The following is a 24,965-nucleotide window of genomic DNA, read 5'->3' as shown; positions in this document are numbered from 1 at the left end:
AGTCCCTCACATCCGGAAGACGCCGAACTGGGGGTCACCCAGCGGCGCGTTGGCGCAGGCGGTCAGGGCCAGTCCCAGCACCTGACGGGTCTCCAGGGGGTCGATGACCCCGTCGTCCCACAGGCGGGCCGTCGCGTAGTAAGCGTTCCCCTGACGCTCGTACTGCGCACGGATCGGGTCCTTGAAGGTCTCTTCCTCCGCGGCGGCCCATTCCTCGCCGCGCGCCTCCAGCTGGTCCCGCTTGACGGTCGCGAGGACCGAGGCGGCCTGCTCGCCGCCCATGACCGAGATCTTGGCGTTGGGCCACATCCACAGGAAGCGGGGGGAGTAGGCCCGGCCGCACATGGAGTAGTTCCCGGCGCCGTACGACCCGCCGACGACGACGGTCAGCTTGGGCACGCGCGTGCAGGCGACGGCCGTGACCATCTTGGCGCCGTGCTTGGCGATGCCGCCGGCTTCGTACGAACGCCCCACCATGAACCCGGAGATGTTCTGGAGGAAGAGCAGCGGGATGCCGCGCTGGTCGCACAGCTCGATGAAGTGGGCGCCCTTCTGGGCGGACTCGGAGAAGAGGATGCCGTTGTTGGCGACGATGCCCACCGGGTGGCCGTGGACATGGGCGAAGCCGGTGACCAGGGTCTGCCCGAACTCGGCCTTGAACTCCGAGAAACGGGAGCCGTCGGTGATGCGGGCGATGATCTCGCGCACGTCGTAGGGGGTACGGGAGTCGACGGGCACGGCGCCGTACAGCCCGTACGGGTCGACCTTGGGTTCCTCCGCCGGCTCCACGGACCAGGGCATCGGCCCGCGCGCGGGGAGGGTCGCGGCGATGTTCCGCACGATCCGCAGGGCGTGGGCGTCGTCCTCGGCGAGGTGGTCGGTGACGCCGGAGATCCGGGAGTGCACCTCGCCGCCGCCCAGCTCCTCGGCGGTGACGACCTCACCGGTGGCGGCCTTCACCAGCGGAGGTCCGCCGAGGAAGATCGTCCCCTGGTTCCGGACGATGACGGCCTCGTCGCTCATGGCGGGCACGTACGCCCCGCCGGCGGTGCAGGAGCCGAGGACGGCAGCGATCTGCGGGATGCCCGCGCCGGACATCCGGGCCTGGTTGAAGAAGATCCGGCCGAAGTGCTCACGGTCCGGGAAGACCTCGTCCTGCATCGGCAGGAAGGCACCCCCGGAGTCCACGAGATAGAGACAGGGGAGCCGGTTCTCCAGGGCGACCTCCTGGGCCCGCAGATGCTTCTTCACGGTCATCGGGTAGTACGTGCCGCCCTTGACGGTCGCGTCATTGGCGACGATCACGCACTCGCGCCCGCTGACCCGCCCGATCCCGGCGATGACACCGGCGGCCGGGGCCTGGCCCTCGTACATCCCGTCGGCGGCGAGGGGGGCGAGCTCCAGGAAGGGGGAACCGGGATCGAGGAGGTGGTCGACCCGGTCCCGGGGCAGCAGCTTGCCGCGCGCGGTGTGCCGGGCACGTGCCTTCTCACCGCCGCCGAGCCGGGCGGCGGCGAGCTTGTCGCGCAGCTCCTCGACGAGCTTTCGGTGGCCCCGCTCATTGGCCCGCCAGGCCTCCGACGCGGGGTCCGCCGCGCTGTGAAGCTCCGGTGCCTGATGCATCCCGCGATCCCCTCACCTTGTTAATGAGCGTTAACGTATGTCCTCCAGGTTAACGAGCGCTAACCTCCCTGTCTAGAATTGCCTCCATGGCCACCAGAACCGACGCCCCCACCCGCCGCGAGCAGATCCTCAAGGAAGCCGCTCGACTCTTCGCCGAGCGTGGCTTCCACGGTGTCGGCGTGGACGAGATAGGCGCCGCGGTCGGCATCAGCGGACCCGGGCTGTACCGCCACTTCGCGGGCAAGGACGCGATGCTCGCCGAGCTGCTGGTGGGGATCAGCGAGCAGCTGCTCAGGGGCGCGAGGCGCCGGCTGGCGGAGGTCGACGGAGGCTCCGCGGAGGACGTCCTCGACTCGCTGGTCGAGGGCCACATCGACTTCGCCCTGGACGACCGGCCCCTGATCACGCTCCACGACCGGGAGCTGGACCGGCTGAGGGACAGCGACCGCAAGCTCGTACGCCAGCTTCAGCGGCAGTACGTCGAGCTGTGGGTGGAGGTGGTGCGCGAGGTGTACCCGGTCCTGACGGAACCCACGGCCCGCTCGGCGGTGCACTCGGTGTTCGGACTGCTGAACTCGACGCCGCATCTCGGCCGCCCGGGGTCCCTGCCGGGCCGCGGTGCCACGGGCGAGCTGCTGCACCGCATGGCCCGGGGGGCGTTCGCGGCGGCGGGGACGGAGTGACCCGCCGGCGGGGGGCGATGGGTGGCTCGCCCTGCGCCGACGGGTCAGGTCGTCGCGTGAACCGCCACGACCCGGTCGGTGAAGCAGAGCCGGACCGGCATCCCCTCCCTGTCGGCCCGGTGTGATCATGGTGCCGAGTCGGCCGCCCCCATGGCCAGGGGGAGCACGTCCCGTCTCGTCGTGGGACCTCCGCCACACCGATGACCAGGAATGACGCAGACGTGTCGGGACAAGCGTCTCTGATCAGCTTGGAGATCTCATGTCAGACGTAGTGTCTGGCTCGGGTTCTGCCCATCGTGGAGGCGTGGTGTGGGCGTGCAGGTGGAAGCCCGCGCCCAGCGCTGTTCCTCGCGGCCGGTGTCGGCTGATGGGTGTGCTGATCGTCGTCACGCCCTGGTGCCGGTCGGCTGCGCGGGGCAGCCGTCTTTGGTCCGTGTGAGCGTGTCCCTCCGGACGCCGGCCCGCCGGACCCGAGGGTCCGGCGGGGGAGGGTGTCCGGCGTCGCCTGGGCGTCGGACGTGCTGGGTGTCGCCGGGTGGGTCCGGTCTTGGACCGGTCCGTGCGGCGGGTCTTCGGCGCGGGGGTGATGACGGCGCCCGCTTCGAGTTCGTCGATCACGGTGCGGATGGCCATGGCCCCGCTGGTGCGGTCGGTGACGGTCTTGGCCAGTGCCGGGAGGTGCCTCGCGGGTCCGCTGGACCCTCTCCGGCACGGCGGACGTCCCGGCGGGCACGGGCGCGTACCGCGTCGACCACCTCGACGGCACCACGCGCGAGACGGACGCCGAGGACGTCGTACGGATCACCGAACGGCCGGTTCTGGTGCGGTACCGCTGAGGCGGCGTGACGAGCGTTACGGACGGGTTCCTCTGGACGGTCGTCCCTACTGGCCGGTACATTTGGTGTCTGAGCAAGCGCTTAGACAAGTGATCCTGAGCCAGGTGGAGGTGGCGGCGGTGCGCCGTACGGTGTTCAACGAGGACCACGAGGCGTTCCGGGAGACCCTCCGGGCCTTCATCGAGGCCGAGGTCGTTCCCGTCTACGACGAGTGGTTCGCAGCCGGCCAGGCGCCGCGCGACTTCTACTACAAGCTCGCCGAGCTCGGCGTCTTCGGTATCCGCGTCGACGAGGAGTTCGGCGGCGCGGGCATCGACTCGTACAAGTTCGAGGCGGTGATGTACGAGGAGACCGCGCGCGCGGGTGTGCAGTTCGGCGGCTCCGGTGTGCACGTCCTGCTCGGACTGCCGTACATCAAGATGCTCGCCACCGACGAGCAGAAGAAGCGCTTCCTGCCGAAGTTCGTCTCCGCCGAGGAGATGTGGGCCCTCGCGATGACCGAGCCGGGCACCGGCTCCGACCTCGCGGGCATGAAGACCACCGCCAAGCTGTCGGAAGACGGCACGCACTACGTCCTCAACGGCTCCAAGACCTTCATCACCGGCGGCGTCCACGCCGACCGGGTGATCGTCTGCGCCCGCACCGCCGCGCCCACCGCCGAGGACCGCCGCCACGGCATCTCCTTGTTCGCGGTGGACACCAAGTCCGAGGGCTACTCCATCGGCCGCAAGCTCGACAAGCTCGGCCTGAAGACCTCCGACACCGCCGAGCTGGCGTTCGTCGACGTGAAGGTCCCCGTCGAGGACCTCCTCGGCGAGGAGAACAAGGGCTTCTACTACCTCGGCCACAACCTGGCCTCCGAGCGCTGGGGCATCGCCTTCGGCGCCTACGCGCAGGCCAAGGCCGCGGTGCGGTTCGCCAAGGAGTACGTGCAGGAGCGCACCGTCTTCGGCAAGCCGGTCGCCTCGTTCCAGAACACCAAGTTCGAGCTGGCCGCCTGTCAGGCCGAGGTGGACGCGGCCGAGGCCGTCGTGGACCGCGCCCTGGAGGCCCTGGACGCGGGCGAGCTGACCCCCGCCGAGGCCGCCAGCGCCAAGCTGTTCGCCACCGAGGTCGCCCACCGTGTGATCGACCGCTGCCTCCAGCTGCACGGCGGCTACGGCTTCATGAACGAGTACCCGATCGCCCGCCTGTACGCGGACAACCGCGTCAACCGCATCTACGGCGGCACCAGCGAGATCATGAAGACGATCATCGCCAAGGACATGGGCCTGTAAGGCTCCCGAAATTACTGACCAGTAGAAACGACTGCATGAGTCAGGCACTGCAGAATCTCCTCGATCTGCTCGACCTCGAGCAGATCGAGGAGAACATCTTCCGCGGCCGGTCCCGGCCCGCCATCGTCCCCCGTGTCTTCGGCGGGCAGGTCGCGGCCCAGGCGCTCGTCGCCGCGGGGCGGACGGTCCCCGAGGACCGCCTCGCCCACTCCCTCCACGCGTACTTCCTGCGCATGGGGGACCCGGGCGCCCCCATCGTGTACACGGTCGACCGCATGAACGACGGCCGCTCCTTCACCACCCGCCGCGTGGTCGCGGTGCAGCACGGGCAGCCCATATTCGCCCTGTCGGCGTCCTTCCAGAAGTACGAGGAAGGCTTCGACCACCAGATCCCGATCCCGGCCGCCCCCGACCCGGCCACCCTCCCCACCTCGCAGGAGCGGCTGCGCGGCTACGACCACATCGCCCCGGACGTCATCGAGAGGTTCCTCGAGACCCGCGAGGCGATCGACCTGCGCTACGTCGACGAGCCGCCGTACGGCAGATTCGGCGAGCCGCGCGAACCGCACTCCCAGGTCTGGTTCCGCACCAACGGCAAGCTGGCTGACGACCCGCTCCTGCACGTCGTCCTCGCCACCTACGTCTCCGACATGACCCTCCTCGACTCGGTCCTGCTCGCGCACGGCCGCGGCGGCTGGGCGGTCCACGACGTCGTGGGCGCCTCCCTCGACCACGCGATGTGGTTCCACCGGCCCTTCCGCGCCGACGAGTGGCTCCTGTACGACCAGGAGTCGCCGTCCGCGTACGGCGGCCGCGGTCTCGGCCAGGCCCGCATCTACACACAGGACGGACGGCTCGCCATCTCGGTGATCCAGGAAGGCGTCGTCCGCGCACCCCGGCAACACTGAGGGGCATGACGAACGGCAGCACTTCTGAAGACGACGGCGGCGGCGAGTCCACCTTCACGGTGATCGTCGCCGCCGTCGCCAATCTCGGGATCGCGGTCGCCAAGGCCGTGGCCGGTGTCATCAGCGGATCGAGCGCGATGCTGTCGGAAGCGGCCCACTCGGTCGCCGACACGGTCACCGAGGTACTGCTCCTCACCGCCCTCAAGCGCAGCGAGAAGCCCGCCGACGAGGACCACCCGCTGGGCTACGGGCCCGAGCGGTACATCTGGGCCATGCTCGCCGCCGTCGCCACCTTCGTCGGCGGCGCGGTCTTCTCGATCTACGACGGCATCCACACCCTCGTCGCGGGCGAGGAACTCGGCGACCCGCTCGTCTCGTACATCGTGCTCGGCGTCGCCTTCCTGCTGGAGGGCTACTCGCTGCGGACCGGCGTGAGACAGGCGCGCGGCGAGGCGGCCCGGTTCCGGGCGCCCTTCAAGGTCTATCTGCGCCACACCCCCGACACCGCCGTGAAGGCCGTGGTCCTGGAGGACGCCGCCGCGCTCGTCGGGCTCGTGCTCGCCGCCGGCGGACTGCTCGGCGGCGAGCTCACCGGCTCCGGAGTCTGGGACGGGATCGCCTCGCTGCTCATCGGGCTGCTGCTGCTCTGCGTGGCATGGGTGCTCGGGCGGTCCAACGCGGAGCTGCTGATCGGCCGTCCGCTCCCGCGGCCCATGCGGGAGCGGATCAGGGCCGAGCTGCTGGCGGTGGAGCACATCGAGGCCGTGCTGGAGCTGACCACCCTGGTCCAGGGGCCGCGGGAGGCGCTGGTCGCGGCCAAGGTCGACTTCCGGGACGTGTCGACGGCGGCCCAGGTCGAGTGGGCCTGCGAACAGGCCGAGCTGCGGCTGCGGGCCGCGTTCCCCGGTGTGAGCAGGGTGTACCTGGACCCGACGCCGGGGCATGCGCAGCAGCGGACGGAGGGCCTGAACCCCTGGCCGTGACGCCGGGTCCGGGCCCGGCCTACTTCAGTCCCGCCTCCGCCAGGAGGTACGCCGTCAGCGGGTCGTAGTAGCGGGGGCTGATGACGTGGTCGTCGAGGGGGACCGTCACCTGGACGGTGCCCTCGGCCTCGGCGAGGAAGAGCGCAGGGTCGTTGCAGTCGGCGTAACCGAGGGAGTCGACGCCGTGCTGACCGGCGTAGCCCGCCCACCCGTGGTCCGCGACCACCAGATCCGGCAGCGGACGGCCCTCGCGCTCGAGCCCGGTGAGGATCGCCTTCATCGGCTCGCCGGAGTGGGTGTGCCACAGCGAGGCGCCGTGCTCCAGGACCGCCACGTCCGCGAACTGCATGACGTAGCCCTCGTCCGTCTGCAGCCCCTCCGGGATGACGACGATCTCGCAGCCGGCGCTCCGCAGCGCGGCGGCGGTGGAGTGGTGCACTTCGAGGAGGCCGCCCGGGTGGCCGGTGGCGAACAGGACACTCTGCCGGCCGTCGGCGGCCTTGCGCAGCCGCGCCGCCATCCGGTCGAGGCCGTCCACGGTCAGCTCGGGGTCGATGGTGTCCTGGCCGTACCGGTACTCCGGGTCGTCGTTCACACCCACCCGCTCCGCCATCACCGCGAGCACGTCCTGCTCGTCGGCCCAGCGGTCGCCGAGCTCCAGGCCGAGCCAGAAGTTGCGGACGCCGTTCGCCAGCTGGCGGTAGTGGGAGAGGTTGTTCTCGCGGGGCGTCGCGACATCGCCCGCGATGCGGGTCCGTACGAGGTGGTCGACGAGCTCGGCGCGGCTGGGAGTCCCGGGTATCGGCATGGTGTCCATTGTGAGGCAGGCGGCCGCGGGCGTGCCCGATGTACCGGACGCTGGGACGCGGGTCACTGTCGCAGATCCTGGCTCAGCGCGAACCACAACTCCATGCGTACGTCGGGGTCGTCCAGGTCCGTGTCCAGCAGGGACGCGCAGCGGGCGATGCGTTGGCGGACGGTGTTGCGGTGCACGGCCAGCGCCACGGCGGTGCGGTCCCAACTGCCGTGCAGGGACAGCCAGGTGCGCAGGGTGTCGGTGAGGGCCGGGGTGTCCGCGATGGGCGCGAGGAGGGCACGCGCGTGTGCCTCGGCCTCGTCGTGCGGGACGAGGGCGCTCAGGCCGGGGCGGGCACCGTGGCGGACGAGTCCGCTGCGGGTCGCCCGGGCGCGGGTGAGGGCGCGGGCGGCCTGGGTGTCCGCGGTCGGCCACTCGTGCGGGTCCGCCGGCGCGCTGATGCCCAGGGTCCAGCCGGGCTGTGGTCGCGCCTCGCGGTCGGCCGGGACGAGGACGCGTACGACGTCCTGCGCGAGGTCGACGAGCGGTGAGCCGAGCGCGGCGCCCAGTGCGGAGGCGGCGACGGCGTCGGGTGCGTGCGCGTCGGGACGGGCGTGCACGACGACCCACCGCTCGGCCCCCAGCAGCACGGCCACGTCCTGCGGCGGGGTGCCCAGCAACAGCCGTACCAGCGCGGACGACCGCGCCGCCCCCGAACCGCTCTGCTGCTCGCCGGTGAGCAGGGAGAGCAGCACGGCGGCGACGGAGGCGATGGTGTGGTCGCCGGGAACACCCTGGGGCGAGGTGACCCCGAGCACGAACCCCTGGCCGGCACCGAGGGCGTAGGCGGCGAGGTGGGTGTCGGCGACGGTGTCGGTGGCCGTGGCGGAGGAGCGGCTGGTGACGACCTGTGTCAGATGCGCGAGAGCGCTGTTCACGGCGGCTTCGGGGGGCCGTCCCGCCGAGGCGATCTCCGTCCCCTCCGGTCCGTACAGCACCGCCCGTCCGCTCACCCGCTGGGCCAGCTGCCGCAGCACCGAAGGCACCGGGTCCGGTCGTGAGGCCGCCGCCGCCAGGCTCTGCTGGGCCTCCGTCACGCGGCGCAGCTCGGCGAGGCGGGCCTGGGCCATGAGCTGCCAGACCGCGCGGGCCACGCCGGAGAAGGTGGTCCGGGGCGGGACCTCGATGAGCGGGAGCTCGTAGGCGTCGCAGGCCTCCACCAGCGCCCGCGGCACCGTGTCGTGGACCGGGGCCACTCCGAAACCGAGGGCCGCGCCGCCCGCCGCCACGATCCGGGAGACGTAGTCGTCGAAGTAGGCCCCCGAGCCCGCCGCCTCCGGGACGTGGACGCCGGCCGTCAGCAGCAGCTCGCCGCCCAGCAGATAGGGATACGGGTCCGCCATCTCCGAGGTGTGCGCCCAGTGGATCACCGTGGCGGGATCGGAGGGGCCCGCGATCTGCCGCAGGGCGAGGTCCTCACGGGCCAGGAGGGCCGCGAGGGGCACGGGGGGAGTGGGCGGAACGGAGGGATCCGGCATGGTGTGCACTTCCTCCATGCGGCGCGGCTCGAATGGATAAAACCTACACTTCGCGGCCGCTTTCCGGCCACCTAGTGTCAATGCTCGACACCCGCCGGCGAGAACGCGCGAAGGAGGGCCCAGTGGCCGTCGACTACACAGTGATCGTCATCTACCTGGCCGGCATGCTGGCCATGGGCTGGTGGGGCATGCGCCGCGCCAAGTCCAAGAGCGAGTTCCTCGTCGCCGGGCGGCGGCTCGGTCCCGCCATGTACTCCGGGACCATGGCCGCGATCGTCCTCGGCGGCGCGTCCACCATCGGCGGTGTGGGGCTGGGCTACCAGTACGGACTGTCCGGCGCCTGGATGGTCTTCGCCATCGGTCTCGGGCTCCTCGCCCTCTCCGTCTTCTTCTCCGCGCGCATCGCCCGCCTCAGGGTCTACACCGTCTCCGAGATGCTCGACCTGCGTTACGGCGGCCGGGCCGGCATCATCTCCGGCGTGGTCATGTGGGCGTACACCCTCATGCTGGCGGTCACCTCGACCATCGCGTACGCCACGATCTTCGACGTCCTCTTCGACGTGAACCGGACCGTCGCGATCGTCCTCGGCGGCTCGATCGTCGTCGCCTACTCGACGCTCGGCGGCATGTGGTCGATCACCCTCACCGACATGGTGCAGTTCGTGGTGAAGACCATCGGCGTGCTGCTCCTGCTGCTGCCCATCGCGGTCGTCAAGGCCGGTGGCTTCAGCGAGATGAAGGCCGAGCTGCCCACCGAGTACTTCGACCCGCTGGGCATCGGCGGCGAGACGATCTTCACCTACGTGCTGATCTACACCTTCGGCATGCTCATCGGGCAGGACATCTGGCAGCGCGTCTTCACCGCCCGCAGCGACAGGACCGCCAAGTGGGGCGGCACGGTCGCGGGCACCTACTGTCTCGTGTACGCCCTCGCCGGCGCCGTCATCGGTACCGCGGCCAAGGTGCTCTACCCCAACCTGGCGAGTGCGGACGACGCCTTCGCGACCATCGTCAAGGACGAACTCCCGGTCGGTGTGCGGGGGCTGGTGCTCGCCGCCGCGCTCGCGGCCGTCATGTCGACGTCCTCCGGCGCGCTGATCGCCTGCGCGACCGTCGCCAACAACGACATCTGGTCCCGGCTGCGCGGCCGGACGGCCTCCGGTGACCACGACGAGGTGCGGGGCAACCGTGCCTTCATCCTCGTCATGGGCGTGGCCGTGGTCGGTACGGCGATCGCGCTGAACAACGTCGTCGAGGCGCTGACAGTGGCGTACAACCTCCTCGTCGGCGGCCTTCTCGTACCGATCCTCGGCGGACTGCTGTGGAAGCGCGGCACGGCCCAGGGCGCGCTCGCCTCCGTCGCCGTCGGCGGTCTCGCCGTCATCGGGCTGATGGCGGGTTACGGCATCCTCGCCAACGAGCCCGTCTACTACGGCCTGCTCTCCTCCCTGGTGGTCTACATCGCCGTATCCCTGGCGACGCCGGCCACCGACACCGCCGTACTCGAAGCGTGGCGGGAACGACTCGCCGGGCGCGAGGTTCCCGAGCCGGTCCCGGCATCCCGGTAGACCGAACGCAAAGACACAAGGAAGGCATACGACCATGAGCTCCACCGAGACGCCCCGCGGCCCCGTCGACTCCTCCCGCATCCCGCGGTACGCCGGACCCGCGACCTTCGCCCGGCTGCCCCGCCTCGACGAGGTCGGCCGCGCCGATGTCGCCGTCGTGGGCGTGCCGTTCGACTCGGGCGTCTCCTACCGGCCGGGCGCCCGCTTCGGCGGCAACGCGATCCGCGAGGCGTCCCGGCTGCTGCGGCCCTACAACCCGGCGCAGGACGCGTCCCCCTTCGCGCTGGCGCAGGTGGCGGACGGCGGCGACATCGCGGTGAACCCGTTCAACATCCACGAGGCCGTGGAGACGATCGAGGCCGCCGCGGACGATCTCCTCGGTACGGGCGCGCGGCTCATGACCCTGGGCGGCGACCACACCATCGCGCTGCCGCTGCTGCGCTCGGTCGCCAAGAAGCACGGTCCGGTGGCGCTGCTGCACTTCGACGCGCACCTCGACACCTGGGACACCTACTTCGGCGCCGAGTACACGCACGGGACGCCGTTCCGCCGGGCGGTGGAGGAGGGCATCCTCGACACCGAGGCCCTCTCCCACGTCGGCACGCGCGGTCCGCTGTACGGCAAGCAGGACCTCACCGACGACGAGAAGCTCGGCTTCGGCATCGTGACGTCCGCGGATGTCATGAGGCGCGGCGTGGACGAGATCGCCGACCAGCTGCGCCGGCGCATCGGCGACCGTCCCCTCTACATCTCCATCGACATCGACTGCCTGGACCCGGCCCACGCGCCCGGCACCGGCACGCCCGAGGCCGGCGGCATGACCTCCCGCGAGCTCCTGGAGATCCTGCGCGGACTCGCGTCCTGCAACCTGGTCTCGGCGGACGTCGTCGAGGTGGCTCCCGCGTACGATCACGCGGAGATCACGTCGGTGGCCGCGTCCCACACGGCGTACGAACTGACCACGATCATGTCCCGGCAGATCGCGGCGGCCCGGAAGGACTCGGAAGCGAAGTGACTCACGACCACGACCTGGTGCTCCGCCCGACGCAGGCGCAGACTTCCGCCGCGCTCAACCCTCCTCCCGGCCGCAACGGCGGAGACCTGGTCGTGGAGACACTCGCCGCGCTCGGCACGACGACGGTCTTCGGGCTGCCGGGCCAGCACGCGCTGGGCATGTTCGACGCGCTCAGGCGGTCGTCCCTGCGGTACATCGGTCTGCGGGTCGAGAACAACGCGGGGTTCGCGGCGGACGCGTACGGCCGCATCACGGGAGAGGCGGCCCCGCTGCTGCTGTCGACGGGCCCGGGCGCGCTGACCTCGCTGGCGGCGCTCCAGGAGGCGGCGGCGGCGAGCGCGCCGGTGCTGGCGATCAGCAGCCAGATCCCGACCGCGGGGCTGGGCGGCGGCCGCCACGGCTATCTGCATGAACTCCCCGACCAGTCGGCCTCGTTCCGGGGCGTGGTGAAGTCGGTCCACACCGTGCGCGCCCAGTCCCAGATCCCGTCCGCGATCGAGGCGGCCTGGAAGTCGGCGCTGACCGCTCCGCACGGGCCGGTGTGGGTGGAGATCCCGCAGGACGTGCTGCTCGCGGAGACGGTGATCCCGGTGGTCACGGGCGGCGACGCGTTCCCGGAGGAGCTGCCGCCGAGGCCGGAACTGACGGCGGTGGCGGCCGACTTGCTGTCGCGTGCGGCCCGTCCGGCGATCATCGCGGGCGGGGGAGTCGTACGAGCGGACGCCTCCGGCAAGCTGAAGCAGCTGGCCGAGATGTTGCAGGCCCCCGTGGTCACCACTCCCGGCGGCAAGGGCGCGTTCCCCTGGAAGCACCCGCTCTCGCTCCAGTCCTGGATCGAGGACCGGCACACCACCGACTTCCTGGAGGACGCGGACGTCCTCCTGGTCGTCGGCTCCGGGCTCGGTGAACTCTCCTCGAACTACCACACGTTCAAGCCGCGCGGCCGGGTCGTCCAGATCGAGGCGGACCTCGGCAAGCTGGAGTCCAACCATCCGGCGCTGGGCATCCACGCGGACGCGCGGCTGGCGTTGCAGGCGCTGCTGGAGACGGTGTCCGTACGGGAGGACGCCAAGGCCCCGGAGCGGGTGCGCGAGGTGCTCGCGAAGGTCGCCGAGCGGATCGGGTCCCAGGAACTCACGCTGGAACAGGATGTGTTGGCCGCCGTCCGCAGGGCGCTGCCCGCCGACTCCCCGTCCTTCTGGGACATGACGATCCTCGCGTACTGGGCCTGGTCGGCCTTCGACGCCAAGGGCCCCAACCACATGCACTCCGCCCAGGGCGCCGGCGGCCTCGGCTACGGCTTCCCGGCGGCGCTGGGAGGAGCGGTCGCGGACCCGACCCGGCCGGTGCTGGCGGTGTCCGGCGACGGCGGGGCGCTGTACTCGATCGCCGAGCTGGCGACGGCACGCCAGTACGACCTGAACGTGACGTGGCTGATCGTCGACGACGGCGGCTACGGCATCCTGCGCGAGTACATGACCGACGCGTTCGGCGAGGCGACGGCGACCGAGCTGACGCGGCCGGACTATGTGGCGCTGGCCGAGTCGTTCGGGGTGCCGGGGGTGCGGACCATGCCTCAGACGCTGGAGGCGGACCTCGCGAAGGCGCTCGCGGTGCCCGGCCCTTCGGTGGTCGTGCTTCCGGCGGTGCTGCGGATGTTCGCGGCGACGCACCTGGAGAGCTGACGAGCTGGGAGAGCCGACGCGCCGGGGCAGTTGACGTACCACCGCCGCCCCCGCGACCGCCTGGCGGACCAGGTGGGTCACGGGGGCGGCGACCCGTACCGCGGGTGTGGGGCCCCGGCGGTACGGGCGTACGGTCCGGCGACCGCGCTGCTACCAGATCGCCTCGACCCACTCCGGGTGGTCGATGAACGGGTTGCGGTTGTGCTGGTAGGTGTCGTAGATGACCTGGTTGCGCTTCTCCTCGAACGCGCTGGGCGGGTCCGCCTCGTTCCAGGCCTTGAGGACGGAGAGCTTGCCCATGTACGGGTTGCTGCCGTTGCCCACCTGCTCGTTGGGCTCCAGGTTGGCGAAGCCGTCGTCGCCCTCGTAGCGCACGGCCATGTAGAGGATCATGCGGGCCACGTCGCCCCGGTCCGCGGCGCGCGGCGCGAAGGAGTCGGAGTCGACGGTGCTGCCGCCACCGTTGGTGACCGAGCTGCCGCCGTTGTCGAAGTCCAGGTTGCCGCGGGTGCTGTTGACCTGGACGTCGCAGGGGCGCAGGTGGTGCAGGTCGGTGCCGGGGCCGGTGACCTCGCCGAAGTCGCCGTGGGACTTGGCCCAGGTGTGCTCGCGGTTCCAGTCGCCGACGTCGCCGCCGTTGAGGGACTTGCTGCGCGAGACACCGCTGTAGAGCAGGATCACGTTGCTGCTGTTGTTCGGGTCCTGGTCGGTGACCTTGAGCGCGTCCCAGACCGCGGCGTACGAGATCTTCGTCTGGCTGCTGATGATCGTGTGCAGCGAGGACTTCAGGCTCGTGCCGGTCTTGCCGATCGCGTTCTTGTAGTACGTCGCGTCGTACGCCGTCGTGGTGGCTGCCGCCGGGGACGAGGCCACCACGGGAGCGGTGAGGCCGACGAGTACGGCTGAGACGGTGAGCGCCAGGGACTTCCAGCGGCGCTTGCGTATGGGGTTCACGGGCATCGGGGGCTGTCCGTTCTACGCGTGTTGAATGGAGCGGGCAATCGGGAGCGTGACATGGACATGCGTTCCTGTAAATGGCCGGTAGATGTCGATCAGATGACCGGAAACGGCATATCGCCCCGCATCTACGCGAGTTGACATACCAAAACGACCCCCGGCCTTTCGGTCGGGGGTCGTTCGGCGGTCGCCGGGGGTCGGGACGTCAGCCGACGTCAGACGCGTCCAGGCGGTAGATGGTCGAGGTGTTCGACGAGTTCGACGAGTCGGACGAATCCGAGGATCCGGACGAACCGGACGTGCCCGACGTCGAATTCGAGCTGTATTCGCTCTCCTTCACCGCCGTGCCGTTCTTCTGCACCCACTCGGTGACCTCGGTGCTGAGGCTGGAACCGCCGCCGGGGCCGCCGCCCATGCCACCGCTGCCGAGCTGGATGTAGTGCAGCTTGCCCGCCTTCACCAGCTCCTTGAGCCTGGCCAGGGTCATCGCCTGGTCGGAGCCGGACCAGCCCCACATCGAGATGACCGGCTCACCGCTGCTCATGATGAGCTGCGCGGCACTCTGCGAACTGGCCACCGCCAGCAGCCAGGTGGCGCCGTCCTGGTGCTTCTTGAGGTACGAGATGAGCTCGCTGCTCGTGCCGCCGCCCATGCCGCCACCGCCGCCGGTCATGCCGCCGGGGCCGCCCTGGCCGTTCTGGCCGCTCTGGCTGTTCTGGCCGCTCTGGCCGTTCTGGGTGTCGCCCGAAGTGCCGTTCTCGCCGGTGCCGTCCGGGGGCGTGCCCCCGCCCGCCTGGCCGCCGCTCGGAAGCTCGCCGTTGCCGCCGCCGGGCATCATCTGACCGCCGCCGGGCGCCTCGCCGTTCTGGCCACTGCCCGGGAAGCCGCCCTCGGCCTGACCGCCGGCCTGGCTGTTCCGGCCACCCTGCTGGGTGCCGCCAGGACCGCCACCGGTGCCGCCACCGGGCATACCGCCCCGGCCGCCACCGCCCCCACCGAAGCCGCCGCTGCCCGTGGAGGGCCCGGCCGTCGGGTTCGTGCCGCCCATGCCGCCGCCCGAACCGGACGGCACCGACCAGGCGTACGCGGCCGGACCGGCCACCGAGGCGACGACCGCCGCGGCGAGGGAAGCCGCCAGCAGACGTGCCTTGTTGCCGTTGCCACCGGACCGGAAGACCAGCAGGCCCACGATCGCCGACGCCATGACGACGAGGATCGTCGGCCACAGCCAGGTGTTCCAGCCGGAGGCGCGGCGCAGCAGCACCGCCGCCCAGACCGCCGTGACCGCGAGGCCGAGCGGCAGCACCCACGCCCACCGCCTGTCGGCGCGGAAGGCGCGCAGCAGCATCACACCGCCGCCTCCGCACAGGACCGCGATGCCTGGGGCGAGCGCGGTCGTGTAGTACGGGTGCATGGTGCCCTCGGCCATGGCGAAGGTCAGGTAGTGCAGGCCGGTCCAGCCGCCCCACATCACCAGCGCGGCACGGGTCATGTCGGTGCGCGGGGCGCGGCCGCACAGGACCAGGCCGCCGATCAGGGCGATCGCCGCGAAGGGGATCAGCCAGGAGATCTGGGCGCCGAGGACGTCGTTGAAGAGCCGGCCGAGTCCCGCCGTACCGGAGAAGCCGCCGCCGCCTCCACCGCCGCCTCCGCCGTTGCCCTCGCCGCCGAAGATCCGGCCCAGGCCGTTGTAGCCCATGATCAGGTTCCAGGCGCTGCCGTCCGTCGAACCACCGATGTAGGGGCGGTCGTCGGCCGGGACCAGGGAGACCGCGGCCGCCCACCAGAAGCTGGAGACGGCGAGGACCACTCCCGCGAGCAGCAGGTTGACGACCCGCTTCACCAGCTTCGGCCTGGCGGCGTAGAGATAGACCGCGAAGACGATCGGCAGGGGGATCCAGCCCTGGAGCATCTTGGTGTTGAAGGCGAGGCCGAAGCAGGCCGCCGAGCCGAGCAGCGGCAGCAGCCTGCCGTCACGCGTGGCGCGCAGCGCGAGGGCCGCGCCCGCCGCCATCAGGAACACCAGCAGCGTGTCGGGGTTGTTGTCCCGGTTGATGGCGACCGTGATCGGGGTGAGGGCGAGCACCAGCGCGGCGACCGTCGCCGCGACATGGCCCCACACGCGCTTCACGGACGCGTGCACGATCCAGATCGTCCCGAGGGCGGTCAGGATCATCGGCAGCATCATCTGCCAGGTGCCGAGGCCGAGGACGCGGCACGACAGTCCCATGACCATCAGCGCGAACGGCGGCTTGTCGACGGTGAGGAAGTTGCCCGCGTCCAGCGATCCGAAGAACCACGCCTTCCAGCTCTGCGTGCCGCTCAGCACGGCCGCGCTGTAAAAGCTGTTGAGGCCGGCTCCGGACAGGTTCCAGGAGTACAGGGCCGCCGCCAGGACCAGGATCGCGAGCAGCGCGGGGAGCGACCAGCGCGGTGCCTTGTCCGGGGTCGCCGCGGGTGGGGCCGGCGGTGGCCGGTCGGTGGATACGGCAGTGTCGGTGTGGGGGTGGGGATCGGTGGCAGATGTCACCCGGGCATGGTCCGAACCCCGGGTGAGTGCGCGCTGTGCCGTACCTGGGGCTCTCCTGTGAATTCGCAGAGGAGGAAGTAACGACTGGCACATCCGTTCCCCAACTCGTACAACCTTTCCCTCGAACTCATGAGTCAACAGGGCATGACTCAGGGGATATCCAGACGTGCGAGATGGGTGGCGGGGGGCGCGCTCCTCGCCTGCGTCGCCGCCGCCACACCGGCCGCGGCGGCCACGCCGACCGTCAGCTGTACGTCCGCCAAGGCCGGCCTCGCCGACAAGCTGAAGAAGGACATCACTTCGGCGCTCGCCAACCGCAAGGGCACGATCGCGGTGGGCCTCTACGACCGCACCACGAAGACCACCTGCACGCTCCGCTCCTCGACGGCCTACGACTCCGCGAGCGTCGTCAAGGTCACCGTCCTCTCCACCCTGTTGTGGGACGCGCAGAAGACCGGCCGGTCCCTCACCAGCCGGGAGAAGTCCCTCGCCACGGCCATGATCACCAAGTCGGACAACACCGCCACGTCCACCCTGTGGAAGCAGCTCGGCGTGACCAAGGTGAAGGGTTTCCTCGCCAAGGCGGGCATGACCCAGACCAAGCCCGGCGCCAACGGCTACTGGGGTCTGACCCAGATCACCGTCACCGACGAGCAGAAGCTGATGAAGCTGCTCACGGCCAAGAACGCGGTCCTCACCGACGACTCGCGCTGGTACGTCCGCAAGCTGATGGGCGACGTGATCTCCTCCCAGCGCTGGGGCACCCCGTACGGCGCTCCCTCCGACGTCCTCGTGCACGTCAAGAACGGCTGGCTGCAGCGCTCCACGCACGGCTGGCGGGTGCACAGCGTCGGCACCTTCAAGGGCGGCGGCCACGACTACGTGATGACGGTGCTCACGCACGGCAACAGCACCATGAACTACGGCATCACGACCATCCAGGGCGTCGCGAAGGTCATCCACAAGGACCTCGCCGCGTCCTGACGCCTGCTGGACTCCCGCCCTTCACCGGGCGGCCCTACGGTGACGCCCATGCGCATCAGAACCCTCCTCGCGACCGTCACCGCCGGACTGGCGGCGGCCACCTGTCTGTCCGCCGCCGGTCCCGCCAACGCCCAGCCGGGCAATGCCTGTTCGCCGTCCGTCTCCCTCGACCGCTTCTCCGACGCGCTCGACAAGACGACGTACGAGGGCACCTACGTCGGCAACCTCTCCGCGCTCGCACTGGACCGGGACGGCTCCCTCGCCGCGCTCTCCGACCGGTCGGCGCTGTTCGGCCTGGACGCGAGGACCCTCGCGCCGAAGTCGGTGGTCCCGCTCACCGACGAGAACGGCACGGCGCTCGACTCCGAGGGCCTGGTCGTCGACCGTGACGGCACCCGCCTGATCACCTCGGAGACCGAGCCGTCCATACGCCGCTACTCCCGCGACGGCGCGATACTCGACCGCCTCCCGGTGCCGGCCGCGCTCCAGGTGGCCCCCGCCGGCCGGGCCGTCTCCAACGGCACCTTCGAGGGGCTGACCCTGCTGCCGGGTGGCCGCACGCTGCTCGCGTCGATGGAGTACGCGCTCTCCGGTGACTCCTCCGGTGCCGTCCGCTTCCAGACGTGGCAGCGGGCCGGGGGCGGGTTCGCGCTCGCCGACCAGTACGCCTATCAGCCCGACGCCGGCCTCGGCGTCCCCGAGGTCCAGGCCCTCCCCGACGGCCGGCTCCTCGTCCTGGAGCGCGGCTTCACCTCCGGCGTCGGCAACACGGTCCGCCTCTACCTCGCCGACCCCCGGCACGCCACCGACACGAGCGGTGTCGAGAACCTCACGGGACAGCCAGGCGTACGCCTGATCGGAAAGACCCTGCTCGCCGACATCGTGAACTGCCCGACCCTGGGCGCCACCGCCAAGCAGCCCCAGCCCAACCCGCTCCTCGACAACATCGAGGGCATGGTGGTGACGGGCCGGAGCAAGGGGGCCTGGAAGGTGCTGCTGGTGAGCGACGACAACCAGAACGCGGTGCAGACGACGCGGTTCTATCACCTGCGGGTACGCACGACGCCCTAGTACGGCCGCTCGTACTCGTCGACCGTTCCGTCGCCGTTGTCGTCGAACATGTAGTCGTACTCATCGCCGTACTCGTCCCGGTAGCGCATGCACGAGCCCTGCGTGCGCAGCACCGGCTCACCGTCGTGGTACCCCGGGTGGAGCGTGACCCGGATGCCGTCGTCGACGGTCGTCGCGATGCCGTTCTCGATCTCCTCGACCGTGCGGCCGTCCTCGCGCCAGGCGGACCTGAGGGACGCCACCGCCTCCCGGTAGTCCGCGTCGCTCGCGAAGTCCAGGTCCCAGGTGTAGGTCGGCTCGTCCCGGGCGACGCCCGTCTCGTCGAAGCCGAAGTCGTCCACACAGGACGAGCTGCCCTCCTGGGAGGCCCAGGTCTGGCCCGACGGTGCGGGGACGGGGTGTGGAAGACGTCCTCGCCGGGCCCGGGTGGTGGCGGGCCACAGTTCCCAACCCCTCGGCCACCAGCCCGAACAGCGCCACGGGGGCCACGGAGAGGGCGGGGACCATGATCTTCGACTTCATGCCGTCGATCAAAGCGGCTCCGGCGGGGCGTACGGCAGCGCTGTGCTGCTCAGCCGGTCCGAGCACAGGCACCCAGGCCGACCGGCCCGGTTTGTTGCGGAGGGATGAAATCCGGTTCTTTTCGCGTTGGTGCCTTGCGGAAGATCAGGACCGCAGACAGACCGATGGAGGGCACCCGCGTGAGCGAGCAACGGGGCTGGGCACGACGACTGGCCGGATACGCCTGGCGGTATCCGAAGGACGTCGTCCTCGCCCTCGGTTCCTCGCTCGTCGGCATGGCCGTCATGGCGCTGGTCCCGCTGATCACCAAGGTGATCATCGACGACGTCATCGGCGACCACAGCCGGGACATGGCCCCCTGGGCGGGCCTCCTCATCGGCTCCGCCGTCGTCGTCTACGTCCTCACCTACGTCCGCCGCTACTACGGCGGCCGCCTCGCCCTCGACGTCCAGCACGACCTGCGGACCGAGATGTACGGCACGATCACCCGCCTCGACGGCCGCCGCCAGGACGAGCTGTCCACCGGGCAGGTCGTCGGCCGGGCCACCAGCGACCTCCAGCTGATCCAGGGCCTGCTCTTCATGCTCCCGATGACCATCGGGAACTTCGCCCTCTTCCTGGTCTCCCTCGTCGTCATGGCCTGGCTGTCCCTGCCGCTCACCCTGGTCGCCCTCGCCGTGGCCCCCGCGCTCGCCTGGATCGCGAGACGTTCCCGCAGCAAGCTGCACCCCGCCACCTGGTACGCCCAGGCCCAGGCGGCCGCCGTCGCGGGCGTGGTCGACGGGGCCGTGGGCGGCGTACGCGTGGTCAAGGGCTTCGGGCAGGAGGAGCAGGAGACCGGGAAGCTCCGGGAGGTCAGCCGCCGGCTCTTCGCGGGGCGGCTGCGCACCATCCGCTTCAACTCCCGCTACACCCCGGCCCTCCAGGCCGTGCCCGCCCTCGGCCAGGTCGCGATGCTCGCCCTCGGCGGCTGGCTGGCCGTGCGCGGACACATCACCCTCGGCACCTTCGTCGCCTTCTCCACCTACCTCGCCCAGCTGGTCGGGCCGGTCCGCATGCTCGCCATGGTCCTCACGGTCGCCCAGCAGGCCCGCGCGGGCACCGAGCGGGTCCTGGAGCTGATCGACACGGAGCCGTCGATGCGGGACGGGAAGAAGGAGCTGCCCGCCGACGCGCCCGCGACCGTCGAGTTCGACGACGTGTCCTTCGGTTACGAGGACGAGCGGCCCGTCCTCAGCGGCCTCAGCTTCGAGATCCGCCCCGGCGAGACCCTCGCGGTCGTCGGCTCCTCCGGCTCCGGCAAGTCGACGGTCTCCCTCCTCCTGCCGCGCTTCTACGACGTCACCCACGGAGCCGTCCTCGTCGGCGGCCACGACGTCCGCGAGCTGAGCCTGGAGTCCCTGCGGGCCGCGATCGGGCTGGTCCCCGAGGACTCGTTCCTCTTCTCGGACACGGTCCGCAACAACATCGCGTACGGCCGTCCCGAGGCGACCCAGGAGCAGATCGAGCAGGCCGCGCGCGCCGCCCAGGCGGACCGTTTCATCGCCGAGCTCCCCGAGGGCTACGACACCACGGTCGGCGAGCACGGCCTCACCCTCTCCGGCGGCCAGCGCCAGCGCGTCGCGCTCGCCCGGGCGATCCTCACCGACCCGAGGCTCCTCGTCCTGGACGACGCCACCTCCGCCGTGGACGCCCGGGTCGAGCACGAGATCCACGAGGCGCTGAAGCAGGTCATGGAGGGCCGCACCACCCTCCTCATCGCCCATCGCCGCTCCACCCTGAACCTCGCCGACCGCATCGCCGTACTCGACGACGGCCGCCTCGCGGACCTCGGCACCCACGAGCAGCTCCAGAAGCGGTCCGCGCTCTACCGGCGCCTGCTCACCGACCCCGACGAGCTCGGCGGCGTCTCGCCCGGTCACGCCCAGCCCGCCGCGCCCTGCGAGGACACCTCCCTGCGGGAGGAGCTGGACGCCGAGTTCGACGCCGAGCGCGGCATCACGCCCCGGCTGTGGGCGGGGGAGCGCGGCCCCCGGGACACCGCCCTCGACGGCATGCCCGCCACTCCGGAACTCCTCGCCCAGGTCGAGGCGCTGCCCCCGGCCCATGACACCCCCGGCATCGACGAGGCCCGCGCGGTCACGCCGGAGGAGTCCTACGGTCTGCGCAGACTGCTGCGCGGCTTCGGGCTGCCGTTGCTCATCAGCCTCGCACTGGTCGCCGTGGACGCCGGGATGGGGCTCACCCTCCCGATCCTGATCCGGCACGGCATCGACTCCGGCGTCGGCGAGCTCGCCCTCGGCGCGGTGTGGGTGGCGGCGCTGCTCGGTCTGCTCACCGTGGGTGTGCAGTGGGTCGCGCAGGTCGGTGAGACGCGGATGACGGGACGTACCGGTGAGCGGGTCCTGTACTCCCTCCGCCTGAAGATCTTCGCGCAGCTTCAGCGGCTCGGACTCGACTACTACGAGCGGGAGCTGACCGGCCGGATCATGACCCGCATGACCACCGACGTCGACGCGCTCTCGACCTTCCTGCAGACCGGCCTGGTCACGGCGTTCGTCTCGGTCGTCACGTTCTTCGGCATCATGGGCGCCCTGCTGGTGCTCGACGTGGAGCTCGCGCTGGTCGTGTTCGCGACGCTGCCGCCGCTCATCGTCGCGACGTACTTCTTCCGCCGGGCGAGTGTGAAGGCGTACGAACTGGCCCGGGAGCGGGTGTCGGTGGTCAACGCCGATCTCCAGGAGTCGGTGTCCGGGCTGCGGATCGTGCAGGCCTTCCGGCGTGAGCGGGACGGCGGGGCGCGGTTCGCGGAGCGCAGTGACAGCTACCGGCAGGCGCGCATCCGGGGTCAGTGGCTGATCTCGGTCTACTTCCCCTTCGTACAGCTGCTGGCGTCGGTGGCCACGGCGGCCGTGCTGGTCGCGGGCGCCGGGCGGATCGACGACGCGACGCTGACGACCGGTGCGCTGGTGGCGTATCTGCTCTACATCGACCTGTTCTTCGCGCCGGTCCAGCAGCTCTCGCAGGTCTTCGACGGCTACCAGCAGGCGACCGTCTCGCTGGGCCGTATCCAGGAGCTGCTCCAGGAGCCGACGTCCACGAAGGCGGCCGACGAACCCCTCGAAGTCCTGTCCCTGCGGGGCGAGATCGCCTTCGAGGACGTGCGGTTCGCCTATGGGTCCTCCGACGGACCCGAAGCGGCCCTCACGGGCATCGAGTTGACCATCCCCGCCGGCCAGACCGTCGCCTTCGTCGGTGAGACCGGCGCGGGCAAGTCGACCCTCGTCAAGCTGGTGGCGCGGTTCTACGACCCGACGGGCGGCCGGGTGACGGTCGACGGCTCGGATCTGCGGACGCTGGACCTCACGTCGTACCGCCACCGCCTCGGTGTCGTCCCGCAGGAGGCGTACCTCTTCCAGGGCACCGTGCGGGACGCCATCGCCTACGGCCGCCCGGACGCCACCGACGCCGAGGTGGAGGCGGCGGCCCGCGCGGTCGGCGCCCACGAGATGATCGCCACCCTCGACGGCGGCTACCTCCACGAGGTCGCCGAACGCGGCCGCAACCTCTCCGCCGGCCAGCGCCAGCTGATCGCACTGGCCCGCGCCGAACTGGTCGACCCCGACATCCTCCTCCTCGACGAGGCCACAGCCGCCCTGGACCTGGCCACGGAGGCCCAGGTCAACCAGGCCACGGACCGCCTCGCAGGCCGCCGCACGACCCTCGTGGTGGCCCACCGCCTGACCACGGCGGCCCGCGCGGACCGGGTCGTGCTGATGGACCACGGCCGGATCGCCGAGGACGGCACGCACGAGGAACTGCTGGCCAGGGGCGGGCGGTACGCGGAGCTGTGGCGGACGTTCGTGGGGGAGGACGCGCCCGTGGTGGCCTGAGCCCACGGCGGTGGTGCGTGGCCTGAACTCGTGACGGCCGTGCAACCATCCGACATACGTCCTGCGTCCGTACACCAGTACGCTCATCGCCGGGGTACGGGAGGGACGAGAGTGGCCATGGGTGCGATACGGCGGCGGGTCGCCGTCGGGCTGGCCGTGCTGACCGCTTCGGGGCTGCTCGCTGTCGCGGCGCCGGCGGAGGCCGTCGCGGCCACACACTGCGAGGGCCGCAAGATCCGGACGTACACCTTCTCCACGGGCCATGTGAAGGTCTACCGCCACGGCACCTCGCTGTGCGCCGTCACCGTCCCCAAGCGGGTCGGCTCCCCGCGCACGATGATGGTCAGCCTTCAGGTGCGCGGCTTCGAGGCCGTCGTCGACGCGGGGGTCTACACCAAGCGCGCCGGGCCGGTGAAGTCGTACGTCGGGGGCCGCAAGGTGTGGATCAAGGGGCGGGTCGGCAGCGGGTCGTACTCGACCGGCGGCTGGATCCGTCTGTAGACGTCCGACAAATCCCCCTGCGAACCCGCCAATATCCGAGGGTTTTCCCTATCTCCCCTGGTGCGCAAGCGAGTTGCTCCGATAGCTTCCGCTCGCACATCTGTCTCACAGGGGAGGGTGCATGCGCAAGGCGCTCAGATGGCTGCTGGCGCTCACAGTGCTCATAGGCACAGTGAGCACGGCAGGGGCGGCCACCGCCGCCGAGCCGGCCACCGGCACCACCGACATCAAGGAGAGACTGCTCTCCATACCGGGCGTGAGCCTGATCGAGGAGAAGCCGTACACCGGTTACCGCTTCTTCGTCCTCAACTTCACGCAGCCGGTCGACCACCGGCACCCGTCCAAGGGCACGTTCCAGCAGCGCATCACCGTGCTGCACAAGGACGTCTCCCGCCCGACGGTCTTCTACACCGGCGGCTACAACGTCTCCACGACGCCCAGCCGCCGCGAGCCGACCCAGATCGTGGACGGCAACCAGGTCTCCCTCGAGTACCGCTTCTTCACCCCGTCCCGGCCCGACCCGGCCGACTGGACGAAGCTGGACATCTGGCAGGCCGCCAGTGACCAGCACCGCGTCTTCAAGGCGCTGAAGAAGATCTACACCAAGAACTGGATCACCACCGGCGGCTCGAAGGGCGGCATGACCGCCACCTACTACGAGCGCTTCTACCCCAAGGACATGGACGGCGTCGTCGCCTACGTCGCCCCCAACGACGTGGTGAACAACGAGGACTCGGCCTACGACCGCTTCTTCGGATCCGTCGACACCAAGCAGTGCCGGGACCGTCTGAACGCGGTGCAGCGCGAGGCGCTCGTGCGCCGCGAGCCGCTGGAGAAGAAGTACGCGGAGTACGCCGCCGCCGAGGGCTTCACCTTCGACACCGTCGGCAGCCTCGACAAGGCGTACGAGGCAGTCGTCCTCGACTACGTGTGGGGCTTCTGGCAGTACGCCCAGGCGGCCGACTGCGACGAGGACGAGCTGATCCCGCCGGACGCGAAGACCGCGACCGACGACCAGATCTGGAACTCGATCGACACGATCTCCGGGTTCTCGTTCTACACGGACCAGGGCCTGGAGCCGTACACGCCGTACTTCTACCAGGCGGCCACCCAGCTCGGTGCGCCGAACATCCACTTCCCGCACATCGAGAAGAAGTACATCCGCTACGGCTACCAGCCGCCGCGCAACTTCGTCCCGCGCGAGATCCCGACGAAGTTCCAGCCGTACGCGATGCGTGACGTGGACAACTGGGTGCGCCACAACGCCCGCCACATGCTCTACGTCTACGGCCAGAACGACCCGTGGGGCTCGGAGCGCTTCCGGGTCGACAAGGGTGCGAAGGACGCGTACGTCTTCACCGCCCCCGGCATGAACCACGGCGCCAACGTGGCAGGCCTGGTCGCCGACCAGAAGGCCTTCGCCACCGCCCGCATCCTCGACTGGGCCGGCGTCCCGGCCTCGGCCGTCGCGCAGGCGAAGCCGCTGGCGAAGTTCGACAGGAAGCTGGACGTCCGCGACGTGGAGCGGGAGCCTGCGCTGCGGCCGTAACGTCTCTTGAGGTTTCGCGTGGTGCGCTGACGGCGGGTCCGGGTGG

Annotated in this window: 19 protein-coding genes; 13 read left to right on the top strand and 6 right to left on the bottom strand. The window is 70.7% G+C overall.

Annotation, left to right across the window (positions count from 1 at the left end):
- Positions 1 to 6 precede the first annotated feature (6 nt).
- Positions 7 to 1,623 (bottom strand): carboxyl transferase domain-containing protein, encoded by a 1,617-nt coding sequence (locus tag TN53_RS25040; protein ID WP_046260885.1) that lies wholly within the window; start codon positions 1,621 to 1,623, stop codon positions 7 to 9.
- Positions 1,624 to 1,709: 86 nt separating this feature from the next.
- Here TN53_RS25040 and TN53_RS25035 point away from each other — a divergent pair, with 86 nt between their 5' ends.
- The 5 genes from TN53_RS25035 (at position 1,710) to TN53_RS25020 (ending at position 6,310) form a co-directional block, all read left to right on the top strand.
- Positions 1,710 to 2,306: a TetR/AcrR family transcriptional regulator gene (locus TN53_RS25035; RefSeq protein WP_046260884.1), complete on the top strand. Its 597-nt coding sequence runs from the start codon at positions 1,710 to 1,712 to the stop codon at positions 2,304 to 2,306.
- Positions 2,307 to 2,974: 668 nt separating this feature from the next.
- Positions 2,975 to 3,142, top strand: a complete 168-nt coding sequence (locus TN53_RS47415) for a hypothetical protein (RefSeq protein ID WP_159038192.1) — start codon at positions 2,975 to 2,977, stop codon at positions 3,140 to 3,142.
- A 119-nt stretch (positions 3,143 to 3,261) separates the two neighbouring features.
- Positions 3,262 to 4,419 carry an acyl-CoA dehydrogenase family protein gene (locus TN53_RS25030; RefSeq protein ID WP_046260917.1) on the top strand — a complete coding sequence of 386 codons (1,158 nt, stop codon included), beginning with the start codon at positions 3,262 to 3,264 and terminating at the stop codon, positions 4,417 to 4,419.
- 35 nt (positions 4,420 to 4,454) lie between these two features.
- Positions 4,455 to 5,327 (top strand): acyl-CoA thioesterase, encoded by an 873-nt coding sequence (locus TN53_RS25025; RefSeq protein WP_046260883.1) that lies wholly within the window; start codon positions 4,455 to 4,457, stop codon positions 5,325 to 5,327.
- A 5-nt stretch (positions 5,328 to 5,332) separates the two neighbouring features.
- Positions 5,333 to 6,310 (top strand): cation diffusion facilitator family transporter, encoded by a 978-nt coding sequence (locus tag TN53_RS25020; protein ID WP_046260882.1) that lies wholly within the window; start codon positions 5,333 to 5,335, stop codon positions 6,308 to 6,310.
- Between the two features lie 19 nt (positions 6,311 to 6,329).
- Here the strand turns inward: TN53_RS25020 and TN53_RS25015 are convergent, their stop codons facing one another.
- Together TN53_RS25015 and TN53_RS25010 are read right to left on the bottom strand one after the other, a co-directional pair.
- Complete coding sequence (locus tag TN53_RS25015) at positions 6,330 to 7,118, bottom strand: phosphatase (protein WP_046260916.1); 789 nt, start codon at positions 7,116 to 7,118, stop codon at positions 6,330 to 6,332.
- A 62-nt stretch (positions 7,119 to 7,180) separates the two neighbouring features.
- Positions 7,181 to 8,644 carry a PucR family transcriptional regulator gene (locus tag TN53_RS25010; RefSeq protein ID WP_199924647.1) on the bottom strand — a complete coding sequence of 488 codons (1,464 nt, stop codon included), beginning with the start codon at positions 8,642 to 8,644 and terminating at the stop codon, positions 7,181 to 7,183.
- Positions 8,645 to 8,766: 122 nt separating this feature from the next.
- Here TN53_RS25010 and TN53_RS25005 point away from each other — a divergent pair, with 122 nt between their 5' ends.
- From TN53_RS25005 to TN53_RS24995, 3 genes are read left to right on the top strand one after another with little or no spacing between them, the layout of a single operon-like run.
- Positions 8,767 to 10,212: a sodium:solute symporter gene (locus tag TN53_RS25005; RefSeq protein ID WP_046260880.1), complete on the top strand. Its 1,446-nt coding sequence runs from the start codon at positions 8,767 to 8,769 to the stop codon at positions 10,210 to 10,212.
- Positions 10,213 to 10,246: 34 nt separating this feature from the next.
- Entirely contained in the window at positions 10,247 to 11,227 is a 981-nt protein-coding gene (gene speB, locus TN53_RS25000) for an agmatinase (protein ID WP_046260879.1), read from the top strand.
- A complete protein-coding gene (locus TN53_RS24995; RefSeq protein ID WP_046260878.1) occupies positions 11,224 to 12,912 on the top strand; it encodes a thiamine pyrophosphate-binding protein in 1,689 nt (562 codons plus the stop codon). The genes speB and TN53_RS24995 overlap by 4 nt, the downstream gene beginning before the upstream one ends.
- A 150-nt stretch (positions 12,913 to 13,062) precedes the next feature.
- Here the strand turns inward: TN53_RS24995 and TN53_RS24990 are convergent, their stop codons facing one another.
- On the bottom strand, positions 13,063 to 13,872 hold the full coding sequence (locus tag TN53_RS24990; protein WP_046260877.1) for an endonuclease I family protein: 810 nt from the start codon (positions 13,870 to 13,872) through the stop codon (positions 13,063 to 13,065).
- Between the two features lie 202 nt (positions 13,873 to 14,074).
- Positions 14,075 to 16,399 (bottom strand): ArnT family glycosyltransferase, encoded by a 2,325-nt coding sequence (locus tag TN53_RS24985; protein WP_046260876.1) that lies wholly within the window; start codon positions 16,397 to 16,399, stop codon positions 14,075 to 14,077.
- A gap of 144 nt (positions 16,400 to 16,543) precedes the next feature.
- Here TN53_RS24985 and TN53_RS24980 point away from each other — a divergent pair, with 144 nt between their 5' ends.
- The gene (locus TN53_RS24980; RefSeq protein WP_046260875.1) at positions 16,544 to 17,383 is read left to right on the top strand and encodes a serine hydrolase; all 840 of its coding nucleotides are present in this window, start codon (positions 16,544 to 16,546) and stop codon (positions 17,381 to 17,383) included.
- Between the two features lie 48 nt (positions 17,384 to 17,431).
- The gene (locus TN53_RS24975) at positions 17,432 to 18,454 is read left to right on the top strand and encodes an esterase-like activity of phytase family protein (protein ID WP_046260874.1); all 1,023 of its coding nucleotides are present in this window, start codon (positions 17,432 to 17,434) and stop codon (positions 18,452 to 18,454) included.
- On the opposite strand, the gene TN53_RS24970 is transcribed toward TN53_RS24975, so the two are convergent.
- Positions 18,451 to 18,795 carry a hypothetical protein gene (locus TN53_RS24970; protein WP_052745301.1) on the bottom strand — a complete coding sequence of 115 codons (345 nt, stop codon included), beginning with the start codon at positions 18,793 to 18,795 and terminating at the stop codon, positions 18,451 to 18,453. The genes TN53_RS24975 and TN53_RS24970 overlap by 4 nt on opposite strands.
- 360 nt (positions 18,796 to 19,155) lie before the next feature.
- Between TN53_RS24970 and TN53_RS24965 the strand changes: the two genes are divergently transcribed.
- The 3 genes from TN53_RS24965 to TN53_RS24955 all read left to right on the top strand — a co-directional run bounded on the left by TN53_RS24965 (position 19,156) and on the right by TN53_RS24955 (position 24,919).
- Positions 19,156 to 22,869, top strand: coding sequence for an ABC transporter ATP-binding protein (locus TN53_RS24965; protein WP_046260914.1), 3,714 nt, complete (start codon positions 19,156 to 19,158; stop codon positions 22,867 to 22,869).
- A gap of 117 nt (positions 22,870 to 22,986) precedes the next feature.
- The gene (locus tag TN53_RS24960; RefSeq protein ID WP_046260873.1) at positions 22,987 to 23,370 is read left to right on the top strand and encodes a hypothetical protein; all 384 of its coding nucleotides are present in this window, start codon (positions 22,987 to 22,989) and stop codon (positions 23,368 to 23,370) included.
- Positions 23,371 to 23,491: 121 nt separating this feature from the next.
- A complete protein-coding gene (locus TN53_RS24955; protein ID WP_046260872.1) occupies positions 23,492 to 24,919 on the top strand; it encodes a S28 family serine protease in 1,428 nt (475 codons plus the stop codon).
- Positions 24,920 to 24,965 lie beyond the last annotated feature (46 nt).

This window comes from Streptomyces sp. WM6386 (genome assembly GCF_000972385.1).
Taxonomy (GTDB): Bacteria; Actinomycetota; Actinomycetes; order Streptomycetales; family Streptomycetaceae; genus Streptomyces.
Note: the sequence above shows the minus strand (reverse complement) of the source record. Positions and strands in the feature narration are given on the sequence as shown.

Excerpts from the sequence above, each read along its gene's own strand:
- TN53_RS25015 (WP_046260916.1), bottom strand. The coding sequence starts at position 7,118 with ATGCCGATACCCGGGACTCCCAGCCGCGCCGAGCTCGTCGACCACCTC.
- TN53_RS24975 (WP_046260874.1), top strand. The coding sequence starts at position 17,432 with ATGCGCATCAGAACCCTCCTCGCGACCGTCACCGCCGGACTGGCGGCG.
- TN53_RS24990 (WP_046260877.1), bottom strand. The coding sequence starts at position 13,872 with ATGCCCGTGAACCCCATACGCAAGCGCCGCTGGAAGTCCCTGGCGCTC.
- TN53_RS24980 (WP_046260875.1), top strand. The coding sequence starts at position 16,544 with ATGACTCAGGGGATATCCAGACGTGCGAGATGGGTGGCGGGGGGCGCG.
- TN53_RS25040 (WP_046260885.1), bottom strand. The coding sequence starts at position 1,623 with ATGCATCAGGCACCGGAGCTTCACAGCGCGGCGGACCCCGCGTCGGAG.
- TN53_RS24960 (WP_046260873.1), top strand. The coding sequence starts at position 22,987 with ATGGGTGCGATACGGCGGCGGGTCGCCGTCGGGCTGGCCGTGCTGACC.
- TN53_RS25020 (WP_046260882.1), top strand. The coding sequence starts at position 5,333 with ATGACGAACGGCAGCACTTCTGAAGACGACGGCGGCGGCGAGTCCACC.
- TN53_RS25010 (WP_199924647.1), bottom strand. The coding sequence starts at position 8,644 with ATGCCGGATCCCTCCGTTCCGCCCACTCCCCCCGTGCCCCTCGCGGCC.
- TN53_RS24955 (WP_046260872.1), top strand. The coding sequence starts at position 23,492 with ATGCGCAAGGCGCTCAGATGGCTGCTGGCGCTCACAGTGCTCATAGGC.
- TN53_RS25025 (WP_046260883.1), top strand. The coding sequence starts at position 4,455 with ATGAGTCAGGCACTGCAGAATCTCCTCGATCTGCTCGACCTCGAGCAG.
- TN53_RS25035 (WP_046260884.1), top strand. The coding sequence starts at position 1,710 with ATGGCCACCAGAACCGACGCCCCCACCCGCCGCGAGCAGATCCTCAAG.
- speB (WP_046260879.1), top strand. The coding sequence starts at position 10,247 with ATGAGCTCCACCGAGACGCCCCGCGGCCCCGTCGACTCCTCCCGCATC.